Annotated in this window: 15 protein-coding genes; 3 read left to right on the top strand and 12 right to left on the bottom strand. The window is 50.4% G+C overall.

What is annotated here, in order from left to right; genetic code table 11:
• Positions 1-236 precede the first annotated feature (236 nt).
• Together HMPREF1141_RS07830 and HMPREF1141_RS07825 are read right to left on the bottom strand one after the other, a co-directional pair.
• The gene (locus tag HMPREF1141_RS07830) at positions 237-1,142 is read right to left on the bottom strand and encodes a fumarylacetoacetate hydrolase family protein (RefSeq protein WP_009062912.1); all 906 of its coding nucleotides are present in this window, start codon (positions 1,140-1,142) and stop codon (positions 237-239) included.
• Positions 1,143-1,300: 158 nt separating this feature from the next.
• Positions 1,301-2,479, bottom strand: a complete 1,179-nt coding sequence (locus HMPREF1141_RS07825) for a pyridoxal phosphate-dependent aminotransferase (protein ID WP_009062862.1) — start codon at positions 2,477-2,479, stop codon at positions 1,301-1,303.
• A 235-nt stretch (positions 2,480-2,714) separates the two neighbouring features.
• On the opposite strand from HMPREF1141_RS07825, the gene HMPREF1141_RS07820 reads away from it, so the two are divergent.
• Positions 2,715-3,713, top strand: a complete 999-nt coding sequence (locus HMPREF1141_RS07820; protein WP_009063111.1) for a LysR family transcriptional regulator — start codon at positions 2,715-2,717, stop codon at positions 3,711-3,713.
• Here the strand turns inward: HMPREF1141_RS07820 and HMPREF1141_RS07815 are convergent.
• The 3 genes from HMPREF1141_RS07815 to HMPREF1141_RS07805 all read right to left on the bottom strand — a co-directional run bounded on the left by HMPREF1141_RS07815 (position 3,710) and on the right by HMPREF1141_RS07805 (position 5,988).
• Positions 3,710-4,501, bottom strand: coding sequence for an SDR family oxidoreductase (locus tag HMPREF1141_RS07815; protein ID WP_009063143.1), 792 nt, complete (start codon positions 4,499-4,501; stop codon positions 3,710-3,712). The two genes, HMPREF1141_RS07820 and HMPREF1141_RS07815, sit on opposite strands and share 4 nt — an antisense overlap.
• A gap of 492 nt (positions 4,502-4,993) precedes the next feature.
• Complete coding sequence (locus HMPREF1141_RS07810) at positions 4,994-5,374, bottom strand: DUF4363 family protein (RefSeq protein WP_009062995.1); 381 nt, start codon at positions 5,372-5,374, stop codon at positions 4,994-4,996.
• Entirely contained in the window at positions 5,371-5,988 is a 618-nt protein-coding gene (locus HMPREF1141_RS07805) for a DUF421 domain-containing protein (protein WP_242824574.1), read from the bottom strand. The genes HMPREF1141_RS07810 and HMPREF1141_RS07805 overlap by 4 nt, the downstream gene beginning before the upstream one ends.
• A gap of 292 nt (positions 5,989-6,280) precedes the next feature.
• On the opposite strand from HMPREF1141_RS07805, the gene HMPREF1141_RS07800 reads away from it, so the two are divergent.
• Positions 6,281-6,727 (top strand): hypothetical protein, encoded by a 447-nt coding sequence (locus tag HMPREF1141_RS07800; protein WP_009063002.1) that lies wholly within the window; start codon positions 6,281-6,283, stop codon positions 6,725-6,727.
• A 102-nt stretch (positions 6,728-6,829) separates the two neighbouring features.
• Here HMPREF1141_RS07800 and asnB read toward each other — a convergent pair whose 3' ends face one another.
• Complete coding sequence (asnB, locus tag HMPREF1141_RS07795) at positions 6,830-8,683, bottom strand: asparagine synthase (glutamine-hydrolyzing) (protein WP_009063073.1); 1,854 nt, start codon at positions 8,681-8,683, stop codon at positions 6,830-6,832.
• 227 nt (positions 8,684-8,910) lie between these two features.
• On the bottom strand, positions 8,911-9,084 hold the full coding sequence (locus HMPREF1141_RS17525; protein ID WP_009063145.1) for a hypothetical protein: 174 nt from the start codon (positions 9,082-9,084) through the stop codon (positions 8,911-8,913).
• 124 nt (positions 9,085-9,208) lie between these two features.
• On the opposite strand from HMPREF1141_RS17525, the gene HMPREF1141_RS07790 reads away from it, so the two are divergent.
• Positions 9,209-9,385 carry a hypothetical protein gene (locus tag HMPREF1141_RS07790; RefSeq protein WP_009062944.1) on the top strand — a complete coding sequence of 59 codons (177 nt, stop codon included), beginning with the start codon at positions 9,209-9,211 and terminating at the stop codon, positions 9,383-9,385.
• Between the two features lie 402 nt (positions 9,386-9,787).
• Here HMPREF1141_RS07790 and HMPREF1141_RS07785 read toward each other — a convergent pair whose 3' ends face one another.
• The 5 genes from HMPREF1141_RS07785 to HMPREF1141_RS07765 all read right to left on the bottom strand — a co-directional run bounded on the left by HMPREF1141_RS07785 (position 9,788) and on the right by HMPREF1141_RS07765 (position 13,445).
• Positions 9,788-10,600: an MBL fold metallo-hydrolase gene (locus HMPREF1141_RS07785; protein ID WP_009062954.1), complete on the bottom strand. Its 813-nt coding sequence runs from the start codon at positions 10,598-10,600 to the stop codon at positions 9,788-9,790.
• A 129-nt stretch (positions 10,601-10,729) separates the two neighbouring features.
• Positions 10,730-11,056: a hypothetical protein gene (locus tag HMPREF1141_RS07780; protein WP_009063165.1), complete on the bottom strand. Its 327-nt coding sequence runs from the start codon at positions 11,054-11,056 to the stop codon at positions 10,730-10,732.
• Between the two features lie 158 nt (positions 11,057-11,214).
• Entirely contained in the window at positions 11,215-12,456 is a 1,242-nt protein-coding gene (locus tag HMPREF1141_RS07775; protein ID WP_009062890.1) for an MFS transporter, read from the bottom strand.
• Positions 12,457-12,594: 138 nt separating this feature from the next.
• The gene (locus HMPREF1141_RS07770; RefSeq protein ID WP_009063080.1) at positions 12,595-12,894 is read right to left on the bottom strand and encodes a hypothetical protein; all 300 of its coding nucleotides are present in this window, start codon (positions 12,892-12,894) and stop codon (positions 12,595-12,597) included.
• Positions 12,891-13,445: a DUF1836 domain-containing protein gene (locus HMPREF1141_RS07765; protein ID WP_009062879.1), complete on the bottom strand. Its 555-nt coding sequence runs from the start codon at positions 13,443-13,445 to the stop codon at positions 12,891-12,893. Before HMPREF1141_RS07765 ends, HMPREF1141_RS07770 begins: the two co-directional genes overlap by 4 nt.
• Positions 13,446-13,447: the final 2 nt, after the last annotated feature.

Here is a 13,447-nt window from a genome sequence, read left to right as displayed (position 1 = left end):
TTTAATTATTTTTATTTTACTCCGCAAACCAACAAAGCTCAACAGGTATTGTATTCTTTTCAATCAGAATATAAATTTTTTTGTTATGAGATCCGGAGAAATTTGCTCCACATGTTCCAATCACCTTTCACAAAGCAAAGCAGGGTATCGCATAACGGTACCCTGCTTTTATAAAATGAAAGGAAAAAGGGATAAGTATCATTAAAAGCGGTGGATTCCGAAAACGGAGCACCAGCTTACTCCGGCTGATGCAGCTTTAAATCCACCACCGGGTTGATCAGCGGCTCCATGGAGAATCCGTTCGGGCCATAGATGCGGCACTCGATGGTATCGCCGTCTTCAATATGCACGGCCCGCGGCGTTCCGGTGGAGAGGATGTCGCCCGGCAGCCAGCCCTGCAGGTGCGATACCAGCGAAACCAGACGCGCCGGCTTATGGGTCATGTTGTTGACGATATTTTTCGCGTGAACCTCGCCGTTATGGACGGTCTGAACCTCGAGCTGCAGAACATCGTCCACCTCATCGGGGGTAACGAGCTGCGGGCCGAAGCTGAAGAAGGTATCAAAGCCCTTGACGAGCGTGAGGAAACGCGGGTTCTGGCGCAGAATGGATTCCTCGGTCATATCGAGAATCGTGGTGTAGCCGACGATGTAATCCATCCAGTGCTCTTCATCGATGAACTTGCACTTTTTGCCGAGGATGATGCCGAGCTCGGCCTCGCCGGTGGTTTTCTGCGCTTCGGGCAGGGCAGGGATGCACACGTCGTCCCCCGGGCCGACAATGCAGGAAGCAGGCTTATAGAAGCTGCCCGGGAAGCCGACCGGGGCGTTTTCTCCCAGATCGCCCGCGTGGTCCACATAGTTCAGGCCGATTCCGAAAATGCGGGGCGGGTTGCGGTACAGCGGGGCGTATACTACCTGATCGGCGGGGACAAGACCCGGAATGCTTTCGAGCTCTTCTTTTCCGCCTGCATTGTACCAGGCAGTGAGACCGGGAATCTGCTCCGCGCAGATCAGATCATACAGCTCGGTTTTCCACGCCGTGCCCTTCCATTGATTGATGCAGGAAATCGGCAGGGCTCCTTTCGAGGTTACTACGGCAGCGACCTCCTGTTCCTCCAGGCGAATGGTTACAAATCTCATGTTTTGTCTTCCTTTCCCATATTGAATTACAGTTTTATGACTGCGATACTTCTTTCAGATAAAATCTATCTCATCTTAGATTAGATTCATTTTTTGTATCCCTCCCGCTTTTGATGAGAGAGGATACAGCTGTTTTTCCTGCGCTTTTGATGGCATTCTCATCCGCGCAGCTCTTCTACCGCCTTGCGCAGACGTTCACAGCCTTCGATAATATTTTCGTAGCTGTTCGCAAAGGACATCCGCAGATAGCCCTCGCCGCCGGGGCCGAACACATCGCCGGGAACCATGGCGATTTTCGCGTGATCCAGCAGATAATCCGCGAGCTGTGCGGAGGACATGCCGAGCTCCTTTGCATTGATGAAGATATAGAACGCGCCCTTTGGGGTCTGGCAGCTCAGGCCAGGGATCTCGTTGATCGCACGCACCGCGTAGTCCCGGCGGCGGCTGTATTCCGCTACCATCTTCTCCACCTCGTCGGTTTCGTCGCGCAGTGCGACGATCGAGGCTGTCTGTACAAAGGACGGCGCACAGGTTGTGTTGTGCTGATGGATTTTATTCAGCACGGCGATATATTCCTCAGGCGCCGCCACGTAGCCAAGGCGCCAGCCAGTCATGGAATACGCTTTGGAAAGGCCGTTCATCGTGAAGGTACGCTCTTTCATTCCCGGCAGCGACGCGATGGAAATGTGGCGCTCACCGTCAAACACCAGGCGCTCATACACTTCATCCGCAATGACAATCAGGTCGTTTTCGATGGCGATTTCCGCAAGGCCACGCAGGGTTTCTTCCGAAAGAACGCCGCCGGTCGGATTGTTCGGGGAAATCAGCACAAGGGCCTTTGTCTTGCCGGTCACTTTAGAACGAACCTCATCCAGATCAATCTGGAATCCGGTCTCTTCGTTAAGACCAAACGTGACCGGTACCGCGCCCAGCAGGCGGGGAACATTCATGTAGTTGATCCACACCGGGTCCGGCACCAGAATTTCATCCCCCTCATCCAAAATGGAGCAGAGAACGTCGAATACAGCTTCGGAAAGCCCGACTGTAACAAGAATCTCTGTGGGTTTGTAATCGATATGGTTCTGCTTTCTGAGCTTTTCCGCAATCGCGGTGCGAAGCTCCATGGAGCCGAAGTTTGAGGTATAGAACACATCCCCCGATTCCAGGCTCTTTTCACAGGCTTTTTTGATGTACTCCGGCGTATCGAAATCCGGGCGGCCAATTTCAAAATGGAGAACTTTTTCTCCGGCCCGCTCCATGGCCAGCGCCTTTTCATTCACTTTACGAATTCCGGAGGGCGCCAGCATATCCATACGGGCGGCAATTTTTTTGTTCATCCCGATTCATCCTCTCATAAATGATTTTATAGTAACGCCGCTTGATACAAGTGATTGATTTTCCACCGCCTGCGGCGGAGAAGAAATCCACTGTACTTGCATCAGACTATTTTATAGTAAATTGACTATACCTTTGTCGTATTTTGTTTTATAATGGAACAAATAAAGCCGTCGGCTTTCTGCCGTACTGCCGCCCGCCACCACACTGTGGATTGATTCAAAGGAGCGAAGCGCCATGATGTCTTACATGAAATATGTTTATGCCGTGTATCAGGAACGCAGCTTTTCCAAAGCAGCCCGCAAGCTGTATGTTTCTCAGCCCTGGCTGAGCTCTGCCGTAAAAAAGGCGGAGCAGGAACTGCAAACCCCTTTGTTTAACCGCAGCACCAATCCGATCAGCCTGACGGAGGCCGGGCAGTACTATATTGAACAGGTAGAGAAAATCATGGCGATTGAAGAAGAAATGCAGCGGCATTTTGAAACGATGGCTCATTCCCTCGAAACCCAGCTGCGCATTGGCAGCTCCATGTTTTTCTGCACCTATGTGCTGCCCAACATGCTGGCGGAATTCCGCGAGAAGTATCCCAATGTCGTCGTCACCTTTTCCGAGGGCAGCAGCCCCATGCTGACCGAACGCCTGCTGGAAGGCAAGCTGGATTTTCTTCTGGAAGCGGAAGGCCCCGATAAAAATCTGCTCAATTCGATACCGTGGGCAACAGAAGAGATCATTCTGGCGGTGCCGGCCGAGTACGAAATCAACGACCGGCTGAAAGAATTCGGCTACACCTTCGATGAATTTCTACTGCGCCGCGAGGAAGGGCACCAGAAGCCGCCTGTTCCCCTCTCGGTGTTTTCTGAGGAAGAGTTCATTATGCTGACGCCGGGGAATGATATTTATAAGAGGAGCATCGCCCTTTGCAAAAACGCTGACTTCGTTCCCAAAACCTCTTTGTACCTGACTCAGATGATGACCACCTACTATCTGGTTTGTGAGGGACGAGGCGTTTCGTTTCTGCGTTCTACCATTCCCGAATATGTGTCGCATACGGACAAGGTGGTTTTTTATCAGCTCGATGATCCGCTTGCCACGCGGAACATCTTTCTCTCTTACCGGAAAAAACAATCGAGCGAGGTGCAGAAAAAGCTGATCGCCTTTATGAAGAACCAGACACTGGCCCCAAAAAAGGCTGACTCCGGCGTGCTGTTCAGCAGCGAGACGCAGAATGAGTTTTAAAAAGCCTTGACCATGCCGCCGTCTACCAGAACGGTCTGCCCGGTGATGAAGGTATTGGCTTCAGAGCAAAGGAATGCCGCAAGCTTTCCGTATTCCTCGGGCTTGCCGTAGCGGCCCATCGGAATGGTTTGATAGGTCTGCTGCTGCACTTCTTCTACGGTGATCCCCTGCTTCTGCGCGCGGATGGCATCGAGCTGATCGATTCTGTCCGTGCCGATGCGGCCGGGGCCGATCACGTTGACGAGAATATGATCCTTGCCAAGCTCCTGCGAAAGCGTTTTGGCAAGGCCCATGACGCCCATGCGGAAGGTGTTAGACAGGATCAGATTATCCAGCACCGCCTTGACTGAGGAAGAGGTGGAGCAAAGAATGCGCCCGCCGCCGTTCTGGCGCATGGAAGGCAGAACCGCGCGGATGGTGCGGATGTACGACAGCAGGCAGAGCTCGTAGGCGTCCTGCCAGTCCTGATCGGAAAAGACATCGAACACGCCGGGCTTTGGGCCGCCCGTATTGTTGACCAAAGCAAAGATCGGGCCGCATTTTTCTACGGTTGTTTGAACCAGATTTTCAATATCCTGCGCATTGGTGATGCTGCCGGTGAAGAATTCCGGCTGATTGCCGGTTTCCTTCGCGATTTCGGCCTGCGCCTCCCTGAGCTGCTCTTCAAACGGACTGAACAGCATTACTTTTGCACCCTCCCGGCACAGCTCCAGCGCAATCGCTTTCCCCAGCCCGCTGCTGGAGGCCATGACCAGTGCTCCTTTTCCCTTGAGCCCGAGTTCCATCATCCATCTCTCCTTTTTGTATTGGTTTCACATGGTTTCTTTGGACATCTCCGTGCAAAAACCACCGATCTGCCCCCGAAATCTTCGGCGGTTTCACGCTGCCCGGATCGATTCGTTTTCCCTTCTTTATCATACCAAGGATAAAATGCGCCGTAAAATACGTAACACTGTATAAAACTATTCTCTTTGAAATATGAAGCTTTTAGAAAAACAATGCCAAAAGAAACAGGCCCGCCAATGATTTGGCGGGCCTGTTTTTTCAAATGGGAGTACAGCCGACGCAGCTGCACTCCCAGAAATACACGATTCAATTTTGATCTTTTCTTTTTCAGGATAAGAAAGGCCGGCTATTCTGACATATGGCGGCTGACAATACGAAAGACCTCACACCATAAACGTCGGCAGACAGCCGACGACCGGGAGAGCCTTGAAGCCTGAGACAGATAAAGCATCTGGCTTCTGACGCCTGTCAAGACGAAGACATCTAAATTCTTGTCATAATATATTGTTCATATTTGGCAATTCGGTATCCATCAACGTGTGGAGCTGATTCAGTGCACGGTTGCACTCTGCCCGCGCTTCATCCTCGGTTCCGCTTTTTAAAAAAGACTGTGTGGTGGAAAGCGTCTGGCTGACTGATTCAAGACGTTCATGAGGAATAAAATAAGACATCAAATGATGATAACCGTGCCAGGTATCGACCGCATCTTTAATCAGAGCCCTGGATTGCTCGGTATCCCCACCATCCATGGTGTCCTGAACCTGTACCAGTATTTCGGAAACCTCGGTGGTCATGCGCTCCACCTCTCTCATTCCCCAGATACTGCCTCCGAAAAGGATCACCAGAATCGCCAGCGCTGCCCAGATACGATTCATTGTGTTTTCCCTTCCTTTTTAATGATTTGAAAATCCCCCGCCGTGTTTGCGGTCATCAAAAACACCTGATCGGCGGTCAGATTTTTGCCTTTTAACACGCCTTCTACCCACGCGACAGATTTTTTGCACAGCTTGGCGGAGGTCTCGGAGATCACACCGTCGCTGATCACAACAGTTTCGATTCCGGTATCGGGAACCACCAGCTGGAGCATATCCGGCGTGACGGAATCCTTACCGGGCTTTTTGACCACGCTCAGCTTGCCGTTCGTTTCTACAATGGCATAGGCGACATCCGAAATGGAAACAATACTATTCTGACGCAGGTCTTCAAACAGATCCTCGGTCGTCATGCGCAGGCGGCGCAGCTCACTCTGCTGAATTTTTCCGTCATTGATCACAACGATCGGCCGCCCGCAGATCACCTTGCGGAAACGGCCGCTTTTCAGCATCATGACAGACAGAATGATTTCAATCGCAACCAGCGTAAAAATAGGCACCAGCCCGCTGACTAGGGGCTGGCCTGTGTTCTGCATCGGGATGGATGCAATGTCTGAAATGAGAAGCGTCACCACCAGCTCTGACGTTTGCAGCTCGCTGATTTGACGCTTTCCCATCAATCTGACGGCAAATATGATGACTAGATACAACAAAAAAGTTCGAATCAAAGAAATGATCATTTTTTATCACCTGGCATCTATTTTGGCCTTCCAGACCTGTTTTATACAGCGGCGCGGCTTGTCCAAAAGACGGAAAAGCCTCGCTTTCAAACATCTGAATATACACGCACAATCCTAAAATCTGTTTGTCTGCCGGATTGCCGGTATGAATACAGCAAACGCTTGACACTGTATCCGGCCGGATGCTACACTGTGATTATATCTATTTATGTCGGCAATGGAGAACGATATGGAGTTTGCAAAATTATATCAAAAACTTGAAACAACAGATATATGTGCTTTCTACAAAGTGGATGCTGATTTCCTGCTGGAGACCCTTCAAATGGGAAAGGACGATCTTCCCGATTGTCTTCGAATATACAGTACAATCTCTCAATGGTTCGGAACCTCCCTGCGAAGCGGGGTATGGACTTATTATGAAATTGAAGACATGCGGGAATTACAATTAACAGCACAATATTTATCCAGCGATTCGTGGAAAGAGCTATACCGTATGTTTTGCCTGGGTATCCATGCATATCAGTCTCCCCAATTCATTGGGAATTTTAACTATCCCCATGAATGGATCGATGAATCGTCTTCCATTGACGAATGGATTATGAAAAACGAGCAGAAGCTGTACGAGTGGCAAAGAGAATTTTTGCTTGAGCACAGAGATGAAATTTGCGCTTTGTAACACCGCAACAATGAGCGGGGTCTGCGGAATCACTTGATTCCACAGACCCCGCTGTTATTCCTTATGAAGCGTATCGCTTCATAGAGGCTTTTGCCGGCTGCGTCAGAGCTGAATGCTGATATCGTAGCGCTTGAGCCAGAAATTGATCTGAAGCAGATAGGCCATCAGCTGCGGGCCGGCCATCAGCTGCCCGAACCACGGCTTGCCGTAGTCGGATTTTTCGGCCAGCAGCTCCCTTGCGGCGCTTTCGTTGATCAGCTGGTGGATCGGTTCGACCGGGTCCTCAATAATCCTGGTCAGGCGGTGGCGCACCAGCGCTTCATAAGACGGGTTATGCGTTTTGGGATAAGGGCTTTTCCTGCGCATCAGAATATCTTCGGGCAGCCAGTCTTTGGCCGCGTCGCGCAGCAGCCCCTTTGATACGCCGCCGTGGGTTTTGTATTCCCAGGGAGTATTGAACACATACTGCACCAGCCGGTGATCGGCGTAGGGCACGCGAACCTCCAGCCCGCTGGCCATGCTGCAGCGATCCTTGCGGTCGAGCAGCGTAGACATGAACCAGTGGATGTTCAGATAGCTAATCTCTCTGCGGCGGCGCTCCTCGGCACTTTCGCCTGCAAGGCACGGCGTGGCCTCGACGGATTCGATATAGCGGCGATCCACATATTCATCAAGGCCCAGCTCATTGAGAATTTCGGGTTTGATCAGCGCCTTGCGGATACTCAGATTGGGAGACCATGGGAAGGTTTTGCCCTCAAAGGCTTCTTTTTTATGGAACCAGGGATATCCGCCAAAAATTTCATCGGAGCATTCGCCCGATAAAGCGACCACGTGGCCTGTCTTTACCTGCGAGCAGAAGTGCAGCAGAGAGGAATCCACATCGGCCATGCCGGGCAGATCCTTCGCGATCACCGCGTCGTACAGGCGATCTGCCAGTGTTTCGGTATCGCACACCAAAAAATGGTGCTGCGTTCCGAACTCCTCAACCATACGGTCTACCCAGGGGCGGTCCTCATCCGGCTGGAATGCCGACGGTTTGAAATACTTTTCGTTATTTTTATAGTCAAAGGAATAGGTGTCGAGAAGCCGGCCCTCCTTTTTGTACTGAACGGCGGCCAGCGCCGTGATGATGCTCGAATCCAGCCCGCCGGAAAGGAAGGTGCACAGGGGCACATCCGAAACCAGCTGGCGGCTCACGGTATCTGACAGCAGCTCGCGCACACGCACCACGGTGTCTTCGTAGCTGTCGGGGTGTTCGTAGCTTTCCAGCTCAAAGTACGGGTACGCCCGCAGCCCTTCACGGTTGAATACGGCGGAATAGCCGGGCTTTAACTCCCGGATTCCCTGAAACACACCGCACCCCGCCGTTCTGGCAGGCCCAAGGCCAAACAGCTCGCACAGGCTTGTTTTGTCCAGTATGGGATTGATTCCCGGATACTCGAACAAAGTCTTTATTTCGGAGCCGAATACCAGACGGTCGTTCACTGTGGTATAAAACAACGGCTTTACGCCAAAACGGTCGCGGCACAAAAAGGTGCAGTTCCGCCGCTCGTCGTCGATTGCAAACGCATAGATTCCGTTGAGCTTTTCCGCGCAGAACGGCCCGAAGTGAATATAGCAGTAAAGAAGCACCTCGGTATCGCTGTGCGACTGGAACTGGCAGCCCAAAAGGCGCAGCTCCTGCCGCAGCTCTTCCGTATTGTACAGCTCACCGTTGTAGGTGATCGTATAGCGATATCCATCCTGCACACGGGTCATGGGTTGTTTTCCGCCCTCAATGTCGACTACCGCAAGCCGCGCATGGGCAAAGGCCGCATGGCTCGAAACATGTACTCCGGCGTCATCCGGGCCCCGGTGTCTGAGCCGGTTGCCCATCCGTTTGGCCAGCGCGCCCCATAGCGGGGCTTCTTCCATTAGTGTGTCGTGATAATCGCAAAATCCCGCAATTCCACACATAGTATTCCCTCATTTCTGTAACAGCATCGTTTTTCGTCTTTTGCTATAATATGAGGAAACATTATTCTGGTTAACCAAATTGAGGGGTTTGATTTATCAAAAGAATCCTCCCGGCATCAAAAACACCATGCACGGAAAAGCTTCCCCGGTAGATCCAGACATGTTCCGGACATCGTGAACCGGATGCTGTTCTTCGTCGGCCCCAGAGTCTTGCAGAACGTTATCGTTCATTCTTCATCTGTGGTCTCACCTTCTTTTGGTGAAAATGAAATCACCTTGAGTTCGGGCGAGAAATCCGCGATAAAAAGCTCTTCGCATTCCTGCTGTACAGTCAGGATCAAAGCAAGAGCTTTCTCTGAAGCGTGAAACATCTTAAAGTACATTGTTTTATCATCCGGCATTCCTTTCTCCTCCATCTTTTATTCGTCATATTTTCACCATTTTACCACCATTTTCGCCATGACGCAATATTTTCACTATAATTAAATCAAAATAACATCAAATTGGTGAAGTGCAGGAGGAACTATGGAAGATAAAGTATTGAGATACACCCTGCGGGTAGATCGTATACTGTTTCAAAAGTTTCGCTATATTGCAGAATCGGAAGGCCGTTCCGCCAACAAAGAGATTGAACAATACATTAAAAAACGTGTTTCCGAATTTGAAACCGTTTACGGTAAAATTGAAACAAGCGGCGAATAGTAACCCCCCGGCACAGCCGAGGATTCTTCCTATGCGGGCAAAGCCCTGTTTTACTGGCTACGCCTCAAGGCGCTCGGGGGTTTCTTACACTTGCAACGGTACTTCTCACCCCTGCCCCCTCCCGCACAGTAAGCAAACTGAAAATCGAAAGCAATCTTTGTGCAGAAGAGAATCAATACGGGAGGGGGCTGCGCCCCTTCCCTACCAAATCCTTCACGTTTCATGGAAGCCCCCTATGTTGCTTTGAAAACGCAGTCAACAGGATTGTGTATCAGGTTTAGCTTACATTTTTGCTCATCGCTAAAGCTTTTTTGAACTCCCGGCATAGCCGGGAGTTTTCCCACTATAAAAAGAGTAACAGGAAATGAAAATTCCCTGTTACTCTTTGTTCGTATTATCTTCCTAATTTTTGAGAATCTCATCACTCATTGTCCGAAAAACCTGAAAATACTTTTGGATTCCGTTCGACCCAATGATATAGATGTTAGGCATATAGGATAATCTTTTTCTGGAGTATGCGATACGTTCCAAACCATTGTCGATCGCCGTGTGATTGCTTAAAACCACATCCACATTTTTGCGCATTGCCGCGTCAACGAAATAATCCAATGATTTTAAGTATTGATTCACCCCATCCTTTTCCCATGGAGGTGTTGTGCCACCCCATAAGGCTGCCATGTGGATATCCCCGTCTTCTTCTACAGGAAATATATAACTAAGGCATCCGGGCGTATGACCGGGTGTACTGTAGACATAGATCGTCTTTTCCCCCAATGTTATCGTATCTCCATCCTTGAGAAAATGGTCAATCTCATAGTCCTTCCACGTTTCGGGCCTGTCCGGCTTTGCCGGATGTTCCTTCCAGAAAATCTCATCTTCTTTTGAAAGGTATGTGTCAACATGATACTGTTCAACAAGCCACCTACCGCATCCCGTATGGTCGACATGGCCATGCGTTAAAACCAGCTTTTGAATGGTATCCGGATCCCATTTTACCTCTTTTACTGCATTCACGATGGCGTCAAAAGCCCTTTGGTCCGGCCAAATGGCATCCATAACAATCAGCCCATCCTCCGTCTTCAACACAAAGCAGTTCGTTTCTTTTTGCGCCACAATCAGCAGGTCATCAAAAATGAGAGAATGGGTAAAAAACGACATATCCTCCATCGCCGTGATAGTATCACTCGTAATGTCCGGCATATCTAATCGATTCATTTATTTTACACTCCTCTGTACAATTTATCTTATCTTTGCACAGAGGAAAAACGGTTCTTGGGAGGCATATCATCACTTCCTCGTTACTCTTTCTATGTATTCTGCCCGTAATCTCCGATGAACAGAAATTTATTCTTTTCTCAATATTTCTTTCGGCGGCTCAATTTCATAGGAAATGGTATGTTCGGTCAGTTCTGACAGCAGCTTGATTTTTTGATTGATCATCGGCCTCATGCAATTGGGAACATGCTCCTGGTGCGCCCTGTGAATGGCAACGCACTCTTTGCAGTTCCCATGATAACGGCACGCTTTTTTGCATGGACAGTGATCTTTGTTTTTATACTCTTCCCGAAACTCCGAAGCAAACTCTTCCTGTAACCGTAAGCCCTCTTGTCTGTCCCCGCGGTGAAATGCTTCCATTGCTTCTAATTCTTTCGGGTTATTATCAATGATCATTTGAAACCTCCACAAAACCTATTTGTCTCTCTGACAGATAATATCCATAACTGGAACAGCCAATGATACTCATACACTCATCATCAACTGGAATTTGACATCATTTCGTTGTATTCCTTTCGTGCATTTCAATGAACCGTTTGCTGACTGTTTTGGTTTTAACCTGCACCCTCTTCTGCCTGATCCACTCTTTGCACAAGCACAAGCCAGGCGCTGACCAGTGTAAGCAGCAAAAGCACAATCCCCGAAACAAAAAACCACAACGGAACTCCCCGGCTCTCGGCAATTGGCCCCGCTATGAGCAGCCCCAAAGGCATCGTCGCCGATGTGAGGCTGCCGATCAGGGAAAAAGTGCGCCCCATCCGCTCCGGTGCGATGGTTTCCTGCATATAGGAGATATAAGGGATATTGTACAGGTTGCTGCTAGCCCCGAGCAGTGCACACAACGCTGTGAACACCCAGAACCAGAACATCCCCACAGGCAGCAAGCCGCACAGCAATGAGGATATTCCCATCCCGAAAAGTCCCAGATGGATAACCGGAAACTTATTTTTGATGGTGCCGAACTTTCCCAGAAGGATGGCACAGAGCATCATTCCCGATGCATAACCAAGGTTGACCATACTGGCGTGCCAGGCGTCCGCCCGAAAATAATCACTGGTCATGAGCGGATAATACGTGGACAAAGGCGCGTAAAACACCATGCCGAGCAGCGTAGCCGCCGTCACGATAAGCAGCTTTCTGTCCTGACAGATCGCCGCAGCGCCTTCCTTCATTTCATGGAAAAAATGCGGTCTTTGTGTGATCTGCCGCTTCGGATCGGGTATTTTAACGAGCGCCACGGTCGTGCTGGCGACGAGCGCGCCCGCCAGATCGGACAGCAATATGATCCAAAGCGGCAGGGAGGCATACATGGCTGCACCCAATACAGGCCCCAGCAGAAAAGCACCCGACTGCATGAACTGACTCCAGCCGTTGGCACGTACCAGCTCCTGCTGCGGCACCAGCATGGGTACCGCGGCCTGAATTGCCGGACTGTGAAACACATTCCCCACCGCCCTGATGCCGAGAACCAGGCAAACCGACCAGTAAGGCGGATTGCCAAACAGAAAGAAGAAAGCAAAAATAAGGGCCACCAGTCCAATGAAAAGATCCGCCGCTATAATAACGATTTTTCGATTGAGACGGTCGACCCATACGCCTGCAAAAGGGCCCAAAAGCAGCTGCGGCAGAAAAGCAAAAACACCCGCGATCGACATCATGATCGGCGATGCCGTTTCACTTGCCAGCCACCAGATCAGGGAAAACTGTACCGCAGCGCTGCCTATCAGAGACACTGTCTGCCCGCCGGCTATGGTAAAGAAATCCCGCTTCCATTGATTCTGTTGATTTTTCTCCATAGATACCCCAAATTATCAATTAAATCATTCTTTCAACATCAATAATCAAAACAGCAAAGGATGCTCATTCAGCTTGCTTTTTGGTGGTTACACAGGAAAATCTCACAAGTGAAATCACACCGCCGTACCATCCGGCTGTCACGCGACAAAATAGGTGACAACGGTATATACCGTCAGCAAAAATGCAGCCACCAGAGCGAACAGATCGCGCACGATAAAGGAAGCCCGCGCATGTTTGTTCCGGTAGCTGCCGCTTCGAACACTGTCTGTGATGAGCACGACCGTGGACGCCCAGAAGCAGACGCACATCAGGACAAAAGAAGTAGCCATGACGGTCGGATTGTTCCAGCCGCTGGCCAGCCACGAAAAAATGGCAAGGGCAATGACAATAAAATTCAGCACTGTAGAAATACGGTTTAAAAGACTTAGCTGTTTCAAGACGGTTTCTCCTCCGTTTCCTCTTTTGAGCGGGAAAGCTCACTTAAAATCCGTTCCGCGGCGATTCGCCGGGCAGAAGCCTCAACGGCCAAAGCGCAGGCCAGGGTGCGCAGCTCCTCTTCCCCCTGCCCGGCCGCCTGCCCTACCCGTTCGCAGACTCCGGCCAGTTCCCGCTCCTGCGCGATCCGGAAGCTCTCGTAAATCTCTTTCTGGTAGTCCTCCCCGGAATCGTAATTCAGCACGGAAGAAATATCCTGAATCGACAGCACCTGCTTTAACAGGCAGACCACCGTCAGCATGGCCAGATGCTCGCGGCTGTACTTTTTCTTATCGGGGCGGGGCAAGACCCGATCTTTCACATAGTTGTTGATCATGCTGGGTGTCAGCAGCACGCTTTCGTCGTCCCGCCCGAACAGGTGCAGCTGGCGTTCCATATAATTGATGACCTGATCCATATAAAGATAAATCTCCGGCAGGGAATCCCAGCCGGCGGTGCGGTGCTCCTGCACCTGCTGCACCCAGTCCTGTATTTTATCACAAGCATTGTTCATAT

Origin of the sequence: Clostridium sp. MSTE9, assembly GCF_000277625.1 — a bacterium.
In the GTDB taxonomy this organism is placed as follows: Bacteria; Bacillota; Clostridia; order Oscillospirales; family Acutalibacteraceae; genus Faecalispora; species Faecalispora jeddahensis.
This window is presented reverse-complemented; position numbering and strand designations above follow the sequence as displayed.